This is a genomic window from Paenibacillus sp. FSL H8-0079, assembly GCF_037991315.1.
Lineage (GTDB): Bacteria > Bacillota > Bacilli > Paenibacillales > Paenibacillaceae > Paenibacillus.
In genome coordinates, this window is the sequence record NZ_CP150300.1 from 6,653,855 (window position 1) to 6,671,421 (window position 17,567).

A 17,567-nucleotide genomic window follows, 5' to 3' on the forward strand; every position below is an offset into this window, starting at 1 on the left:
CGCATTACTCCCCTGGTTTGTCTGTCTTGGGACTGAATACATCCCCACTGATGCCCTGCACGTACAACACTTCGCCACTTTCCAGCACGAACCGCCATGCCGGCATCGCTACCTGTATATCTGAATTGAACAACTGGCCGTAATAGCCCAGCTGAATATCTTTGACAATTGCATCATTTGGCAAAAAGTTCTCGATCAGCGTTCCCAGCGCCTTCGACGCCGGAAGCACCTGCTGATCGCTCTCCTCTGCAGTCGTAATCCGCACCGGAGTCTGACGGTAACCCGTTATTTTCTGGTCGCTGTAGAATAGCTCCAGACTCACATTAAAGAGCGGCCATTTGCCATCCACCAGTGGGTGAAGCACAAAAGCCCCATCCTCGGCCATCAGCTGATCCAGCCGGAATGTCCCGATCTGTGGAATCTCACCCTGCAACGCATCCTCCAGCTCACTCTGCGAGAAGATCAACTTGCTATCTACAGGCTGTTCCAGTTCCATATCCACGCCAGCCTTGTCCTCTTCAATGAACTCATAGGACAACTTCGGCAACTTCGGCGTTTCGTTCGGAATCGGAGCTAACACCTGGATACCCTTCTCTTCCATCGCCTGCTGTGTATTATCTGCCAGTGAGGTGAAGTCCAGATTGGCTCCGGCCGTCTCCCGCGCATCCATCCAGATCTGGTATCCCAGCACCAGATTGAGCAGCAGAAAGGCATAGATCAACACATTTTTCGCCCGTCCCCAATCCAAAACATTCACCTCCGCCCATTTAATAAAAGCAACTAAGGTCACGCTGGCCCACTCCGTTATCGCGTGACCCTACATCTCGCTCGGATATCGAGTGACTCCGCTACCCTACAACCCATCAAGAAACGGTAGTTTCCTCCCCGTTTCCGAATCGAATAACCCATACCGGGATTAGCTTCAACCCATCCTCAATCGTAGAAGGACGATATGCCGGGTACACGTCCACCACCTGGCGATTCTCACCTGCTACCTTTTTAATCAGAGCCTGAAGCTTCTCCCCACCAGGTAATTTGACCGATTTCTTTGTCTCTGTGCCTTCGTTCAGGTATTGCAGCGATCGTTCGTAGCTGGATACCGTCTCCTGCTGCATCTCCATACTGATCGTGCCGAAGCGGAACTGCATGGAATCCATAATCGGATAACTGCCGTAGTACTGCTGGAATTCAAGCTGTGTCTTGCTGTCGGCGGTCTCCAGCATCATGCGCGACCTGCCTTTCCAGCCGCCATGCTGATTCACAAAATCAACCGCAGACAGCGCATCCTTCGCGGGGTCAATCTGCCCCGCAGGCGGTGCCGCCGGATCGGTGTAGCTGATCCAGCGCTGTTCCTGTTTCACCTGCAGGCTACGTTTACTATCCGTGTAGATCTCCGATCCATCTTTTTCCCGAATATTCCGGGTCATACTTGGATCGAAGAACAGACTACGCTGCATCTGCTCAACAGTGAATTGACCTGTTGGCACATCCGCCTCAATCGTCTCCAGAGCTTCCGCCGGGATATAATACCCGCCATCCATCAACGTATATGGCGTCCAGTTCGTACCAAAGTCTACATGCTGCTGCACGTCTTGTACTGTCAGGTCCGCCTGCGTTGCTTCGTATACCACGTCTCCCTTGGCGCTGAAGAACAGCGCATGGGCCTTCGTTTCATTTTTGGCCGTATAGATCGAGATTCGGTTAATCGTCTCCCCTTGGAATAAGGAATCCGTCCCGAGCCTCATCACCCGCTGTAACAATGCGACGGGAATACCTTCTTTGAACGATAGCTCAAACCCAGGGTTCTCCTTGCGAATCTGATCCCAGTTCACCGATTGCACACTACGGCGCTGAAAATCATCGAACGCTCGCCCCTGTAACCGTGAATAGATCAACTGATAGAACGTATTGCCGGGGTAAAACACCGTATGTTTATCCTCGCCCAAATGAATAATCATCTGATCAGGAAAGATTAATTCTTCAATATTACGTTCCTGACCCATATTTTCCGTCTTCACATAGTTCGTCTCTGACGTCACAATAGAATCCCCGCCTCCGGGCAAACGGTAGATCAGGAAATAACTCTGCACCAGACTAGCTACGACAAGGGTAGCGAGCACCAGGGATTTAATCCGTTCCTTCACGGTGCTCACCCCCTTCCTCGCGCATCGGCAGTGTGAACGTTACTGTCGTGCCCACGTCCACCTCAGACTCCAGCGAGATGCTCCCATCATGCGCCTTCACAATTTCCCGGGCAATGGAGAGTCCCAGCCCTGTGCCTCCCATACTGCGGGAACGAGCCTTGTCCACCCGATAAAACCGCTCAAAAATACGATCCAGATCGCGCTGTGGAATACCCATTCCGGTATCCGATACCGAGATGGCAAGTGCATGCTCATCACTGCGTCTAGCGGCAATTGTAATGGTGCCGCCTTCCAATGTATATTTCAACGCATTGGACACGACATTATCCAGCACCTGATCAATCTGGTCGCGATCCAGCGGAACAGCCGGAATATCATTTTCCACAGACAGCACAGGTTGAATATCCTTCTGATGCATCTGGAACGAGAATCGATCCGTCACTTCCTCCAGCATTTCCAGAATGTCGGTTGGCTGCTTGCGCAGTAAAGCTTCTTTGGAATCCAGCCGAGATAGATGCAGTAGATCCGTAACCAGCCTGATCATTCGCTCCGTCTCGTTCTGAATAACACCAACGAAACGACCAGCAAGCTGTGTATCTTCCAATGCACCGTCATCCAGCGCTTCCGCGTAACTCTTGATCGTGGTCAGAGGTGTCCGCAGCTCATGGGATACATTGGCCACGAATTCACGTCGGGATGCTTCAAGTTCTTCCTGCTCAGTGACATCCTGAAGTACGGCAATGGTTCCCGTGATACCCAACTCGCGCCGATGAACCGGAGTGAACGTCATGCGAATGACCACAGGCTCTTCTTGTCCCGCAGGTGCGATCTGCAGCAGCGTTGAACCAGTAAACCCACTCGCGAGAGCTTCCGCATCCTCCGGATCAATGCCGAGCAATATGGCAAAATGCCTTCCTTCAATATCTGCAGGGCGCATGCCCAGAATACTGCTGGCACGGCGGTTCACCAGAATGACTTTACCATACTCATCCGTGGCTACCACACCATCACTCATATTGGTCAGAATGGAGGTCAGCTTCTCCTTCTCCTCTTCATTCTGCGAGAGTGCATCACGGAGCCTACTAGTCATATAGTTAAAAGCCCGACTGAGCTGACCAATCTCATCCGTGCCGAATACAGGTGTCTGCTGATCAAAGTTACCTTCTGCGACCGCTGTCGCTCTCCGGGTCACTTCCTTAATCGGCTGCGTGATCGTATGGGACAGGATCACGCCAAGCACCGCCGTTAACACCAAGGCAATCAGAATGCCGGAGATAAAGATTTTGTTGATTCCCTCCATCGTGGAATACAGCTCGTTCATGGATGCCGCGATGTAGACCGCGCCAATGATCTTGCCGCCGGACAGCACCGGCTTGGCGACGACCTTTTTGCGAACATTATCCTCGTCCACGATATATTCCTCATTGTCCCGAATGCCTTGCAGCGCACGGCTGACGACGGTCTGGGTGTTTTTGCGCCCGACATAGTCCGAATGTGAACTTAGCGAGGTCGTCAGTACTTTGCCGCTGGCATCCAGCACCTGAATCTCGGCACCGTTAATGTTGAACAGATTGTTCACCAGCACACGCAGATTTTCCGTTTTGTCCTCGCCAGCCTCTGCTTCTCCACCCGCCATCGTCTCCCCCACGAGAACCGATAGCATCTCCGCACGGGCCTGCAGATCTTCCGTAAAGTTGCTCGTCAGTGAGTTCTTCATCGCGCTCACAAAATAAACGCCGATCAATTGCATCGCAATCAGAATCAGCAGTACATAGATAATTATCAATTTCGCCTGAATCGTTCGGAAGAACGAGAATCGCGCGAATCGGCCCATTATATCCCCACGCTTTTGGCACTGCGCACGAGATAACCGAGCCCGCGGCGAGTCAGAATCGTTTCCGGTTTGCTCGGATTCTCCTCAATCTTCTCACGCAGACGACGGATCGTGACATCCACGGTACGTACATCGCCGAAATATTCATATCCCCATACTGCTTGCAGCAGATGTTCCCGTGTCATAACCTTGCCGGAATGCTTCGCCATATAATAGAGAAGTTCATATTCACGGTGGGTCAGATCGAGAGGTTCTCCGCCTTTGTAAGCCGTATACATGTCCATATCAAAAGCCAGATCAAAAAGTCTCATGACCTGCTTCTCTTCGTCTTCATGCGCTTCTGCCGTAATCGCAAGCTTTTGCCGTCTGCGCATCTGTGCCTTCACCCTTGCAAGCAGCTCACGCGTACTGAATGGCTTCGTCACGTAATCATCCGCACCCAATTCGAGCCCGAGCACCTTGTCGATCTCGCCATCTTTGGCGGTAAGCATGATGATCGGCATCTCCAGATGAGCGCGCACCTCACGGCAGACATCCATACCGTCCTTGCCCGGGAGCATCAGATCCAGCAGCATCAGATCCGGTTTCTCGGATAACGCCAGTTCAACCGCACGAATACCATCGAATGCACAGATGACCTCGTACCCCTCTTTTTCCAAATTAAACTTCAGAATGTCCGCGATGGGCTGTTCATCGTCCACCACCAAAATCTTCCCCTGCATCGGCTAAGTTCACCCCTATATCCTACTTAATCCGCGTTAGCGTCTATATCTCTCTTCTATGTTTAGCTTGTACCAAGCCTGCTTGATTTGGTTCTCTAGTTTGTTGTTTATACTCTCTAGTTTAACATACCTGAAGCACCGTCACATCCCGATCGGAGGGTTGGAAGGTCTTTCATCTGAAAATATTTTACAGCAGCAAAAAACAAGGCCAGCATCATAGCCAACCTTGCTCTCACTTTAGCTTATATTAGTTCAAATACGTCATTGGATTCTCCGCTGTGCCGTTCTTCAGGATCTCGAAGTGCAGATGGGTTCCAGTCGAGCGTCCTGTGTTGCCCATAACGCCGATGCTTTCCCCTTTTTCAACCACTTGTCCAACCTTCACACCGATGCTATCCAGATGACCATACAATGTTTCATATCCGTTACGATGGTTAATAATGATGACATTACCATAGCCACTCTTCTGTCCTGCAAAAGTAACCACGCCTTCGTCAGATGATTTCACATCCCGGTTACCTACCAGATCGACCCCTTTATGTTGACGACCCCAACGCTGTCCAAAGCTGCTGCTCATCGTTGCATTCGATACCGGCCAAGCAAATTCACCTGAGCCCTCACCAACGACTTTTGTTCCACTAAGAACCACTTCGGTTACGGCGACTTTGATCACTTCCTGGCCAAGCCACTCTTCCTGAACGACTTCACCATTTTCTTTCGTTATACGATACTGCATATTTTTCAGACCGCTTTGACCTGGACGCACGACTTTGGTTGTGCCTGCTTTCAGATCAGGACTTTTTCGAACTTCCACTTGCGGTTTAATCTCAATCTGTTCAACCACCTGCTCCACCGATTTAACCGTTACTGCTGGTTTAGGCACGGTCAGGGTCAGTTCGTCTCCAATTTGAAGCGATGTTTCCTTGATGCCCGGATTATGCTGGCGAATCTCACTTTGTGTAATTTCATACTTGGAAGCGATCGAAGAGATCGTATCTCCTTCACGAACCACATAAGTTACAGGCGCGTCTTTACCAACGGTTAACGCTTTAACCGCCTCGGACACATCCCATATTTTGTTTGGATCAGCCTTCACCACATCCGTCGCTACTTCTTCCTTGATACCTACCGACTTCAGGGTTGTACTCGGTCCCTCGTCTTTCTTCGAGGAGTTAGCCGATACCGACTTCGTCTTTAGCGAACTTCGCACTGCCGATGCCGATATGTACTTATTCTGCACTTGTTCCAGGATCGCATCAGCTGTTGCCTGATCCTTCACAATGCCAATGACTTCACCGTCTACCTTAAGCTCCACACCTTTGGCATAAGCTGTCAGCATGTCGCCTAGTTTATCTAGCGTTTCGTCACTGTTCACTTCAGGTTTGTACGCTTTTACCGTTTCGGTTGTGATGCCATCCGTGTTCAGCACCATTTCTGCATCCGGATATTTATGTTGATATTCCTCAGTTTTGTCTGTAAAGAGTTGTTGTAGCTGTGCTTCATCTGTAATGGTACCAATCTCGCTACCTTTAACCATCACTTTATAGTAAGGTACCGTATTTGCAGTAACATATTGTTTGCCTGCGAATCCGATCGATGCCGCGATGAACACACCGCATGCTGCTGTAATGATCCATTTGCGCGAGGCCAGAACGCGCTTCTTATTCACACTGAAGGTGGACATGCTCATGTTGTTTTTGTCTTCGGCCGTCCGGTTTTCCCCGGATTGTTCGTGTACCCGGTCTTTGCCCGGTTGGCGTATGCCTCTGAAACCTTTCATGATTCTCTCCTTTTCAGCACTTCTCAGTTCGCATTTCTGTCAAGACATCACCCATCGTGTCTATCCCATGCTAGTTGAATAATATATTTGGGTGTCCGCAAAATCAGGACTTTAGCTGCGCTCTTAAAAGTGTCAAAATTTTAACCTTTTATCACACCCGTATACTTTAACACAGGTTTTACACTCATTTCAACTTTACGTGTCACACCGCAAAACCACGCCCCGCTTGGTTTCCCTGAATTATCCATAAGATAGCACGACTGGTCCATCACCCATTATGCCTCAACATCGGCTGTACTATGTACTTTTATTCGCAATTTAAGACTAGGTTCTAAGACCCACTGAAATATGCTTTCTTTTTCATAAAAATACAAATAAAATCCCCCATCAGATCAGCTCTGATAGAGGATTACGTAAACGAAATCAGGAACCATTAGATCATCTCCAATAGTCTAATAGCTTGCTTTGCCTATCTTATTCTGTCTGCAGTACTTCCATCAGGTTGTCGTACTCTTCACTGGTCAGGTACTTCGAGATCACCTGTTCAATCTCGCGCAGTTCCTGTTCTGTTAGGCCGCCTTCCATGGCGCCTGAGATCTGCTGCATTTCTTTCTGCGGTAGCTTGTTCATAAGTAAGCTGAAGATCCGTTCTTTCTCCTCTACAGGCAGCTTATCCTTCGCTCCTGTGATATCATCCGGCGATACGACAATGGCATCATTACCTGAAGGAGCACTACCGCTGGTCGCTCCGGTTCCGTTCCCCGAAGCTGAGCCACTCCCCTGTGCTGTTCCAGATTCATTACCTGTGCCGCTATCCGACCCATTGCCTGCATTCACGCCTGAGTTCGAACCTGCGGTCGAATCTGTACCTGAGCCTTCTCCTGCTCCCTCGCCTGAGCTGGCCCCCTGGGACCCACTGTTGCCTTTATCTACGCCAGATTCACCGCCTTCCGACCCGTTTCCCATAACTGAAACAGCATCTTCCGGAACCTGCTCTTCGTCCGCTCCTGTCGGCTGATCTGTTGTGCCATTTCCTGATTTGTTCCCCTCACTGGTTTTACCACCCAATGCACCCTGGAACATGGCGGTTAATCCCATGGGTTGACCTTCCCACTGAATATTGAAACTCGCGAGTAGCGATTTCGCATAGGACTGTACAATTAATCCGGTCGTGAGCAGTGTCAGTGAACTGACCAGCAACACGGTTAGCACGATTTTGACAAACCACACAAGCAACTTCATTCCGTTCTCTCCCTCCGATTATCCCACCCGTCTAGCATGCGCATGCTGGGGTCTGTGACTCTACTGTTAACCAGTATTGACGGAAATCTCGGGATTATATCCAAAAAACATACAAAAAAACCTCCAGTCATCGCTATAAAAGCAACAACTGGAGGTTTTACTGCCTGAGTCGGCAGAGTATCCTATTTTATAATTCAAGAAACAATCTATCTATTTCTTTGATTATTCGTAGATTGGCAGAACTTGATTCGTTTGCTCACGGTTACGACCAACGGAGAAGATGGCAATTGGAATGCCTGTCAGTTCGGAAACACGTTTTACATAATTCTGTGTGTTCACTGGCAGGTCTTCAAGTTTCTTAGCTCCAGTGATATCTTCGCTCCAGCCTGGCATCTCTTCGTATACTGCTTCACATTCTGCCAGCATTTTGAGGCTTGCCGGATAGTGTGTGATAACCTCGCCGCGGAATTTGTATCCTGTGCAGATTTTCACCGTTTCCAGACCTGTCATTACGTCCAGAGAGTTCAGGGACAGACCTGTGATTCCGCTGACACGACGTGCGTGGCGAACAACAACACTATCGAACCAACCCACACGACGTGGACGTCCAGTTACAGTACCGTACTCATGTCCAGTCTCACGGATTTGGTCGCCGATTGCATCGTGCAATTCCGTAGGGAATGGGCCATCTCCTACACGAGTTGTGTAGGCTTTTGCTACCCCAATGACTTGCTGGATACGAGCCGGGCCTACGCCAGAACCGATACATACGCCGCCTGCGGACGGATTGGATGATGTAACAAATGGATAAGTTCCTTGATCAAGGTCCAACATAACGCCTTGTGCGCCTTCGAACAATACTTTTTTGTCCTCATCAATATATTCGTTCAGAACAACGGATGTATCACGTACGTAAGGACGCAGAATTTCAGCATATCCGAGGTAATCTTGCAGAATCTCTTCCACATCAACAGGCTGGCCGCCGTAGACTTGCTCGATGACGCGGTTCTTTTCTTTGACCAGATGACGCAGTTTCAGTTCAAAATCTTCAGCATCCAGCAGGTCAACCATCCGAATACCAATACGAGCTGATTTGTCCATGTAACATGGGCCAATTCCTTTACCAGTCGTACCGATTTTGTTCGGCCCTTTGCTCTCTTCTTCGAGTGCATCCAATACCATGTGATATGGCAGGATGATATGTGCGCGCTCACTGATGGACAGGTTCTTCGTTGTGAAATCATTGTCATGAATATAGTTAATTTCTTCGATGAGTGCCTTCGGGTTGATAACCATTCCGTTACCAATAACACACGCTTTATCCGTGTAGAAAATCCCTGAAGGAATCATCGTCAGTTTATATTTTTTGTTATCAATTAGAATTGTATGACCCGCATTGTTACCACCTTGATAACGAGCCACCACATCAGCGCTCTCCGCCAAATAATCAGTGATCTTACCTTTACCTTCGTCTCCCCATTGCGTTCCCACTACAACTACCGTTGACATAGTTAACATTCCTCCGTGGGTGCCTTGCGCACCTTTGTATTGGTCTGTCCGTCCTCTATCCCGGCAGGCATGTTACGCAATAAACCGACTGAGAAGCGTGCTAACGGACAGTAAAAATCTCCTTCCGTTACATTCAAGGGAAGGTTTGCGCTGCTTTAACGCAGCAGTATTAGTGTACCAGTACCCTTTTTCAAAGTCAAATCAAATGGCGAACAATTAGATATAGTACAACTGTAATGTTCGGGATTTACCCACTATTTCGACACAAAAAACCGGAGACTACAGTCCAAGCTTGCTTGACTGCTATCACCGGTTCAAGGATTCCCATTTCCATACGAATCTATATCTGGTATTTATATCACATGTTTAAATCCAGTTACGCTAATGGTTGATCTTCGGGACAGACGATTTTTCTTCCTGATCGAAGCCGTCAGCACCTGTCCGTTACATCGCGAAGGCGTCATTGTGCGCCCTCTCGTAATTGACGAATTTATTAAAGTTTTTCAGGAAGACCAGTTCCACCGTACCTACCGGACCATTACGCTGTTTCGCGATAATGATCTCGATAATATTTTTCTTCTCGGTCTCCTGGTTGTAGTAGTCATCCCGGTACAGGAACGCTACGATGTCCGCATCTTGCTCGATCGAACCCGATTCCCGCAAGTCACTCATCATCGGACGTTTATCCTGACGTTGCTCTACACCCCGGCTCAGCTGGGACAAGGCAATAACCGGAACTTCCAGTTCCCGGCCAATCTGTTTCAGTGTACGTGAAATCTCGGATACCTCTTGTTGACGGTTCTCCCCTGCTTTACCCCGTCCACTAATCAGTTGAAGATAGTCGATCAGGATCATGCCAAGGCCTTTCTCTTTCTTCAGACGACGGCATTTGGCACGAATATCTGCTACGGTAATGCCTGGCGTATCATCTATAAAGATGTTGGCTTCTGACAATGCTGCAATACCCATCGTCAGCTTCTGCCAGTCTTCATCACCTTTAAAGTCACCCATACGCATAACGCTTGCATCCAGGTTGGCTTCCGCACAGATCATACGTTGCACCAGCTGGGCGGCTGACATCTCCAGACTGAAGATGGCTACCGTCTCCTGGGCACGAATAGCCACGTTCTGAGCGATATTCAGGGCGAACGCCGTCTTACCTACGGAAGGACGGGCCGCTACAATAATCAAGTCACTGCGCTGGAATCCGGCAGTCATTTTGTCCAGATCGATAAATCCGGACGGAATGCCCGTCGTTGTTCCCTTGTTCTGATGTAGGGTTTCTACACGATCAAATACTTCCATCAGTACGTCCTGAATGGCTATAAAACCACTACTAGAGCGACGGTTGGAAATCTCCAGAATGCGACGCTCAGCTTCTCCGAGCATGGCAACAACATCTTCGCCGCCTGTATATCCTTCGCTCACGATCTGTGTTGCCGTACGAATCAGGCGACGCAGCATCGATTTCTCTTCAATAATCTGAGCGTAATAGTCTACGTTCGCGGCTGTAGGTACACCATGAGCCAGCTTTGCCAGATAACTAACGCCGCCGATGTCCTCCAACTCACCTTTATCCTTCAGAAGCGAAGTCAGTGTCACGAGGTCAATCGGTTGATTTCCCTCACCAAGCTGGATCATCGCTTCAAAGATTAATTGATGGGGCTTATCATAGAAATCCTCGGTTTGCACCCGTTCCATCGCTGTAATCAGGGCTTCGCCCTGCAACAGGATTGCACCCAGCACGGCCTGTTCGGCTTCCAGGTTCTGCGGGGGAATCCGGTCGAATAACATTTCGCCGCCCATCTTACTCTTCCGTTACCTGTACCTTCAAGGTTGCCTTCACTTCAGGGTGAATCTTGACAGTTACTTGTGTTACGCCGAGTGTACGAATAGGCTCGTCCAGCTCAATTTTGCGTTTGTCTACTTTCAGACCCTTTTTAGACAAAGCTTCTGCGATTTGTTTGCTGGTAATGGCGCCGAACAGACGACCACCTTCGCCGGACTTGGCTTTCAGTTCAGTCACTTCTGCTTCCAGCTTCTTCGCGAGTGCTTCCGCTTCTGCTTTCTCTTCCTGCTTGATTCTTTCTTCAGCAGCTTTCTGGTTGTCCAGTGTCTTCATGTTGCCATCCGTTGCTGGACGTGCGATTCCCCGTGGCAACAGGAAGTTCTGTGCGTAGCCCTCAGATACTTCTTTCACTTGCCCTTTCTTACCTTGACCCTTCATATCTTTTATAAAAATGACTTTCATTCGAACAGCCCCTCTTCCTTTTCGATTTCAGCCAGTACATTCGTCAGCCGTTTTTCTGCCTCTCCAAGCGTTCCTTCAAGCTGCACGGCAGCATTCGTCAAATGTCCGCCACCGCCCAGTCGTTCCATGACAACCTGAACATTCATGCGCCCCAGCGATCTCGCGCTGATGCCAATCAGTCCATCCGGACGCTCACTAATCACAAATGAAGCGACCACATCAGTCATGTTCAGCAATGTGTCCGCCACTTGGGCGATCATCATCTGTGGAATCTTGCTGCCAGGGTCCGTGACCGCCAGCGCAATGTTCCCGTATACCATTTTAGCATGCTTTATGATTTCTGCCTTAGCAATATATTCTGACAGATCCTCTTTCATCAACCGCTGGACCATAATGGTATCCGCACCGCTACGACGCAAGAAGCCTGCTGCTTCGAACGTTCTGGACCCGGTGTGCAATGCAAAATGCTTCGTATCCATCGTAATTCCGGCTAGTAGAGCCGTAGCTTCGAGCGGAGTGAATTGTACCTTGTCATGAATATATTGCAAGAGCTCCGTTACCAGCTCCGCAGCTGAGGACGCGTAAGGCTCCAGATAGATCAACACAGCATCATTGATGAACTCTTCACCCCGACGATGGTGATCCACAACTACAACACGGGTTGCAGACTGTACCAGTTTCGGCTCCATTGTCATGGAGGCCTTATGCGTATCCACCACAACCAACAGCGTGTGCTCGGTCATCATCTGGGTTGCCTGTTCCGGTGAAACAAATGCTTTGGACAACTTCTCGTCCTTGTTCACCTGCTCCATCATGCGTTCAATGGATGGATTAATTCCATCCAGAACAATTCGCGCTTCCACATTGTATAGACTGGCCGCTTTCCAAACCCCGATGGATGCGCCGATCGCATCCATATCCGGAATTTTGTGGCCCATGATGAGCACCCGATCGCTCTCCTGCATCAGATCACGCAGCGCATGAGCAATAACCCGGGCTCTGACCCGTGTACGTTTCTCCACGGCGTTGGACTTGCCGCCATAGAAAGACAGGCGTTGCCCAGACTTCACAGCAGCCTGATCGCCACCACGTCCAAGTGCCATATCCAGACTTGACTGTGCCAGTTCGCCCATCTCGCTGATGCTATCCGATCCAAACGCCAGTCCTACACTGAGTGTCATTGGCACCTTGAGGTCAGCAGTCATCTCCCGAACTTCATCCAAAATGACAAATCGGCTCTGCTCCAGCTCCTGCAAAGACTTATGATTCAGCATCAACAGATACCGATCAGAAGACAGACGGCGCAGGTACACTTCGTACCGCTTCGCCCATGACGTAATCTCGCTGGTCACACGGGCAATCAGCGCTGTACGCTGCTGGTCGTCCATGCCCTGGGCAGCCTCGTCCAGATTATCCAGAACGAGAATACCCAATGCAAGGCGTTCATTTTCATATTTATCACGAAGAATGGCCAGCTCCGTAATCTCGTATACATATACATACCGCTCCTGCGGGTTATGAATAACTCCATAATGCCGATCATCCAACTGGAATTCGTCATGGAACTCCTTGGATGAATGTTCCTTGGTCCCATCCTTCTTCTCTTTAGGTTGAGGAAGTTTGGGAAACAAATTAGGTAGCGGATTGCCTACCAATGTCTTCTCCTGGAACATCTCCGCGACAAAGCGGTTATGCCACTCTACCGTACGATCTTCGCTGTACAGCACAATTCCGAATGGAAGCATGCTGACCGCTTCCCCTTCCATTCGTTTGATCCGAATGGACAGGCCATTAATGTAGTCATTAAGCTCACGGCGGAACGCGAGCTCCGCCTTAATCATGACGATTCCCAACGCCGAAGCCAGTATCAGACTAATCAAACCAAGCGTCCAGTTATAGATGGTAACGAACATCACGAGCAACAGCAGCAGTATGAACGCCCATACGGTATAGTAGCCGTGCCAGCGTTTCTTCAGAAATTTAGGCATGACTCATCACCCTATCGTTTTGATTTCGATATTGCCTCACGAAGCGGGAACGCCAGATCGATAATTCCGATAATCCGAAGCGGACCAATGAAGAAGACCGCAACCGCCAGGAAATACGGTATAACCGGATTCCATTTCTTTGTATGTGAGAGAAAGAAGAAGAAGCCGATCGCTTGAATCATGAAGCCCAGATTAATTAACGGCGACAGATTCATGGCAATCATGGTCCAGTACGTTCCATCACTTTGTCTAGATATTACTTCGATCAACAAGGCGAGGAAATAATACCAGATCAATGCACGCGGCATACGCCACTCTCTCGCTGGTGGAAGCTTCGACACCGTCACACCCATCACGTTCAGGATCGGACGAGCAATAACGTGTGTGATGAAGGCCATTACCATCGATGTAACAACGAGGGCAAAAGGAATCATAAGCTGCGTTTGTTTGGCAACATCCTCGGTCATCTCAGGCGTCCATGCAAACCCGTTGATCATCTGATTAGATGTATTCGTTAACGGTTCAATGGTCAGTCTGACCACATCTTCAATGTAGCTGGACAAGTCGAATTGGAAAATGACACTGCCGACCAAGAGCAACAATAAGTATTCTGCCAGCATCGTGCCACTTCCCGCCATAAGCGTGAACAGGGCCGATTTACGTGTTTTATACGCGTGACCCATAACGAGCGCAGGCAGGGTAAAGATAAGCAATAGCAGCAGATAGATCGGATGGAATATCACCAAAATAACGGCCACTGGCACGAGATGCCATATAAATGATTTTAAAGATAATGAAGCATACAAAATAACTCCCGGAATCATCATAAAAAATATGGCAAGTACCGATAAAGGAGTTAACAGCGAAAGTAGCAGGAGCAGATAGACTGCACTCCAAACAGCTGATTTAAAGCTAAATTTCAACAAATTCACCTCTTACGCATATGATCTTCTAGCGCGGAAATATCCTGGTACCAGTCTTCAAGCTGGTGACCTTCCTGTTTATGCTTTTTCAACTTCTCAACAAGCAGTGCATCCAGATCCTTGAAAGGAATACCGAGCCTGCGGCCCAATATGTAACTACTCATAATCAAACTGGCAAGACTGTCCCCGATTCGAGTTGTACTGCCTTCCCATAACGCCTTGAATAATCGGGATACCTGATCAAGTACTTCGGTTTTAAGCCATTCAATCACTTTAGCGCGTTTGGCTACATCCAGTTCTTTAGGCATTTGGCGAAAGTCACTCTCCCCCGAAAAAGCTTTATTCTCGATTATAGCATAAAAAGAGGGCCCGCAAAATTACCCCAAAAAGCGGAGAAGTTCTCCGAAACTGATGTCAGGTACTTATGCGGAGTCCTCCGTACATCCAATCGACATATATACTTGTAAAAAAACTTCGAATGCGCCCTTGGTTCAGGACTTCTTAAGTTTAACATGATACCGGACGGCTGTGATTATCCCTGCTGTCACAATAATGTTTATATTCGTTACGGCTTACTTGGCCTTAATCGATTCTTTGGCTACAATGCCTTCGCAGTACTCAATAATCTGACTCCGTCTGACAATACCAATGAACCGTTCCATATCATCCACCACAGGAACAAAGTTCTGAACTTTGGCCAGATTAATCAGGTCTTCCATATTGGCGTCAATGGACACGGGCTTAATATCCAGGCGAAGCGGAACGTCTTTGAGCAAGAACTTTGAAGCGTTTTCAAATGAAATCTTTCCCTCGGCATTCTTCATATACCACAGTAAGTCGCCTTCGGTAACCGTACCAATGTATTTGCCTTCCTTATTCAAAATGGGCACCGCCGTAAACCGATGATACTCCATCCGTTCCAACGTTTGCCGCAGCGTAGAATCCGACGTCACGCACGTAACCTCTTGTTTGGGCAGCAAAAAAAATGCGATGTTCATACCCTTACGTATCCTCCTTGTGAATTTCTTCGTTCAACTTATCTCGCTCAACTTATATTATACGGATCAGAACGCAGGATGTTCCAAAAGGATCATGGATCTCACTACAAAGAAAAAAACAGCAGCCCGCGAATAAACGTACTGCTGATTGTGGTCTACAACAAACCATCGGTATGGAATTGATTATTCAATCATTTGCCGGTCAGGGATCATTACTTCACCGGCTGGGGTCGATTGATCCATCCAGTTGTTAATCAGCTCTTTGGCATATTGGACATCTTTCTCGTCAGCCTGACCATAATAGATACCGTCTTTTTTCATCCCTTCACCCAGAATGGTGAAGCTTGAAATCTGTGGTTTCTCCTGAGTAAGTACTTGTTTAGCCAGATCAATAATGAAAGAAGCTCGCATATCCGTCTGGAAGCTGTCTCCCATGATCTGAATCAATTCCGGAATTTTGGCGATTTGATTCAAATTCAGCATCTCATTCGCCATCGCGTTCAGGAAAATCTGCTGCCTCTTGGTACGATTAAAATCGCTATCCTCACGGTATCTTACATAATACAGTGCTTCCTGCCCGTCATAGATCGGCTTACCACCTTCAATCGTGAATTTCACGTGATCCGGATTCTTGTTCACAATGTCCTCATCAATTGGCAGTTTTACACCACCAAGCGCATCAACCACTTTTTTGATTCCGTCGAAGTTGATCGTTGCATAATAACCCACATCAGCATCAAGGAATTTCTCCACCGTATTGATGGACATATTCTCCCCACCAAAAGCATAGGCATGCGCCAACTTATCATAATCATCTTCGCCATCCTTGTTGGCATCCCGTCCTACAATCTGCACATACGTATCACGTGGAATCGATACCAGAAGCACACGGGATTCCTTCGGACGTACTACAGCATAGATGACGGTATCGGAACGTCCACGCGTTTTCTCATAGGCGCGTTTGTCCGAACCGAGCAGTAACACGGAGAATGGTTCCTTACGGTATACCGTTGGATCAGGCGTGTTGTTGCCTTCTTGCGGTACATAAGAACGGGATAACTGATCTTCTACCGAACCGGCGAGAAACAGATCAAATGCCGCTACAGCCAGCTGCTGACGGAACAAATAACCTCCGATTAACAAAACAACAAGTGAAACGAGCGTTATATATAGGCCTTTTCTTCTTTTCTTCTTCTTATCCTTAGTTCTGCTTTTCATCCATTGATTCCTTCTTCACTGTCAAAATGATAATCCATAATACCAATTAAACGTCTGGGATGCCTTGTGACTCGGTGTTCTATGAAGTTTTCTCTCTCTGGCATCAAGACACCGCTTACGCTCGTTCTATTGTAATCATTGCGGGAAGATGAAAAGTTACAATCCGGTTAAATTGAAAAGAACAGCGACTCCTTTTTGGGATGACAGATTGTCAAACAAAGTGCGAGTTCCTCTGCAAAAGATTCGTCAGCGGTTCCCCAACCCAAGCATTTTCGTGGTCTGTGGTTAAATAGATCTAGTGAACCAGCAAAATAAACGTGCAGGTCATGGCTTGTTTCCAGATTGGCATAACATGCAAACTCTTTTCCCCGATCAGCCCTGACTGTGAAAAAAGTACCTGTAGGATACTGTGAGATGGCTACACCAAGTGCAATTTCCATAGACAAAGCCGTGCGATCAGACATGAGAATCGCGGTATCCAGTTCCCTGTGCCCAAACGTTTCAAGGGAACGAACCTCTTTGGGGCGATCCGAAATTGATCTGCCGATCGCGAATTTACCGCGAGTTTCTATGGGCTTCTTAGGCTTCCCTTTGTGTCGAAGGACCTGTTCGTGCCTCGAACCAGACGCCCAGTGTAGAGTCAGCGAAAGAAGGTTTTAAAGGAGACCAACGGCAAGCCTTCAATGCGGAAACGTTCCGTAATTTGTTCCGGAGACCACGTCGCCTGAAGTTTTTCCTCCAAGGTAATAGCGGTGACTTCGGACCATTTACCGGGTGAGATCGAAGCTTTACGACGCTCCTAAGCGCTCTGAGCCTGTTCTGCATGATAGGGTTGCGATGAAGTAGCCTGTCCAATTCACGACAAATCGTTGAAGGATACCTTACTAATTCTTTTGCGTGGCTCCTAAACTTTGACCTTACCGATGGAGAATTTCTAGCTTGCTGCGCTCAATTAGCT

General features: G+C 48.4%; 14 protein-coding genes and 1 pseudogene. All 15 read right to left on the reverse strand.

Annotated elements, in window-relative coordinates; translation table 11 throughout:
* Positions 1 to 4 precede the first annotated feature (4 nt).
* The 15 genes and pseudogenes from yycI to MHI06_RS29630 all read right to left on the reverse strand — a co-directional run bounded on the left by yycI (position 5) and on the right by MHI06_RS29630 (position 17,562).
* Positions 5 to 748: a two-component system regulatory protein YycI gene (gene yycI / locus MHI06_RS29560; RefSeq protein WP_340400015.1), complete on the reverse strand. Its 744-nt coding sequence runs from the start codon at positions 746 to 748 to the stop codon at positions 5 to 7.
* A 115-nt stretch (positions 749 to 863) separates the two neighbouring features.
* A complete protein-coding gene (gene yycH, locus MHI06_RS29565) occupies positions 864 to 2,144 on the reverse strand; it encodes a two-component system activity regulator YycH (protein WP_340400017.1) in 1,281 nt (426 codons plus the stop codon).
* Positions 2,128 to 3,978, reverse strand: a complete 1,851-nt coding sequence (gene walK / locus MHI06_RS29570) for a cell wall metabolism sensor histidine kinase WalK (protein WP_340400018.1) — start codon at positions 3,976 to 3,978, stop codon at positions 2,128 to 2,130. The genes yycH and walK overlap by 17 nt, the downstream gene beginning before the upstream one ends.
* Positions 3,978 to 4,700 carry a response regulator YycF gene (gene yycF / locus MHI06_RS29575; RefSeq protein ID WP_017691453.1) on the reverse strand — a complete coding sequence of 241 codons (723 nt, stop codon included), beginning with the start codon at positions 4,698 to 4,700 and terminating at the stop codon, positions 3,978 to 3,980. Before yycF ends, walK begins: the two co-directional genes overlap by 1 nt.
* Before the next feature lie 247 nt (positions 4,701 to 4,947).
* Positions 4,948 to 6,480 (reverse strand): peptidoglycan DD-metalloendopeptidase family protein, encoded by a 1,533-nt coding sequence (locus MHI06_RS29580; RefSeq protein WP_340400019.1) that lies wholly within the window; start codon positions 6,478 to 6,480, stop codon positions 4,948 to 4,950.
* Positions 6,481 to 6,954: 474 nt separating this feature from the next.
* The gene (locus tag MHI06_RS29585) at positions 6,955 to 7,722 is read right to left on the reverse strand and encodes a hypothetical protein (RefSeq protein WP_340400020.1); all 768 of its coding nucleotides are present in this window, start codon (positions 7,720 to 7,722) and stop codon (positions 6,955 to 6,957) included.
* Between the two features lie 222 nt (positions 7,723 to 7,944).
* On the reverse strand, positions 7,945 to 9,231 hold the full coding sequence (locus tag MHI06_RS29590; RefSeq protein ID WP_036671866.1) for an adenylosuccinate synthase: 1,287 nt from the start codon (positions 9,229 to 9,231) through the stop codon (positions 7,945 to 7,947).
* Between the two features lie 444 nt (positions 9,232 to 9,675).
* A complete protein-coding gene (gene dnaB, locus MHI06_RS29595; RefSeq protein ID WP_340400021.1) occupies positions 9,676 to 11,037 on the reverse strand; it encodes a replicative DNA helicase in 1,362 nt (453 codons plus the stop codon).
* Between the two features lies 1 nt (position 11,038).
* Entirely contained in the window at positions 11,039 to 11,482 is a 444-nt protein-coding gene (gene rplI / locus MHI06_RS29600; RefSeq protein WP_169482660.1) for a 50S ribosomal protein L9, read from the reverse strand.
* The gene (locus MHI06_RS29605) at positions 11,479 to 13,470 is read right to left on the reverse strand and encodes a DHH family phosphoesterase (RefSeq protein WP_340400022.1); all 1,992 of its coding nucleotides are present in this window, start codon (positions 13,468 to 13,470) and stop codon (positions 11,479 to 11,481) included. Before MHI06_RS29605 ends, rplI begins: the two co-directional genes overlap by 4 nt.
* An 11-nt stretch (positions 13,471 to 13,481) precedes the next feature.
* On the reverse strand, positions 13,482 to 14,393 hold the full coding sequence (locus tag MHI06_RS29610) for a DUF2232 domain-containing protein (RefSeq protein WP_062837070.1): 912 nt from the start codon (positions 14,391 to 14,393) through the stop codon (positions 13,482 to 13,484).
* 5 nt (positions 14,394 to 14,398) lie between these two features.
* Positions 14,399 to 14,701, reverse strand: a complete 303-nt coding sequence (locus MHI06_RS29615) for a MazG-like family protein (RefSeq protein WP_017691445.1) — start codon at positions 14,699 to 14,701, stop codon at positions 14,399 to 14,401.
* 264 nt (positions 14,702 to 14,965) lie between these two features.
* The gene (locus tag MHI06_RS29620; RefSeq protein ID WP_062836539.1) at positions 14,966 to 15,391 is read right to left on the reverse strand and encodes a CBS domain-containing protein; all 426 of its coding nucleotides are present in this window, start codon (positions 15,389 to 15,391) and stop codon (positions 14,966 to 14,968) included.
* A 183-nt stretch (positions 15,392 to 15,574) separates the two neighbouring features.
* On the reverse strand, positions 15,575 to 16,609 hold the full coding sequence (locus MHI06_RS29625; RefSeq protein ID WP_340400024.1) for an LCP family protein: 1,035 nt from the start codon (positions 16,607 to 16,609) through the stop codon (positions 15,575 to 15,577).
* A gap of 167 nt (positions 16,610 to 16,776) precedes the next feature.
* Positions 16,777 to 17,562, reverse strand: a pseudogene (locus MHI06_RS29630) (IS30 family transposase).
* Positions 17,563 to 17,567: the final 5 nt, after the last annotated feature.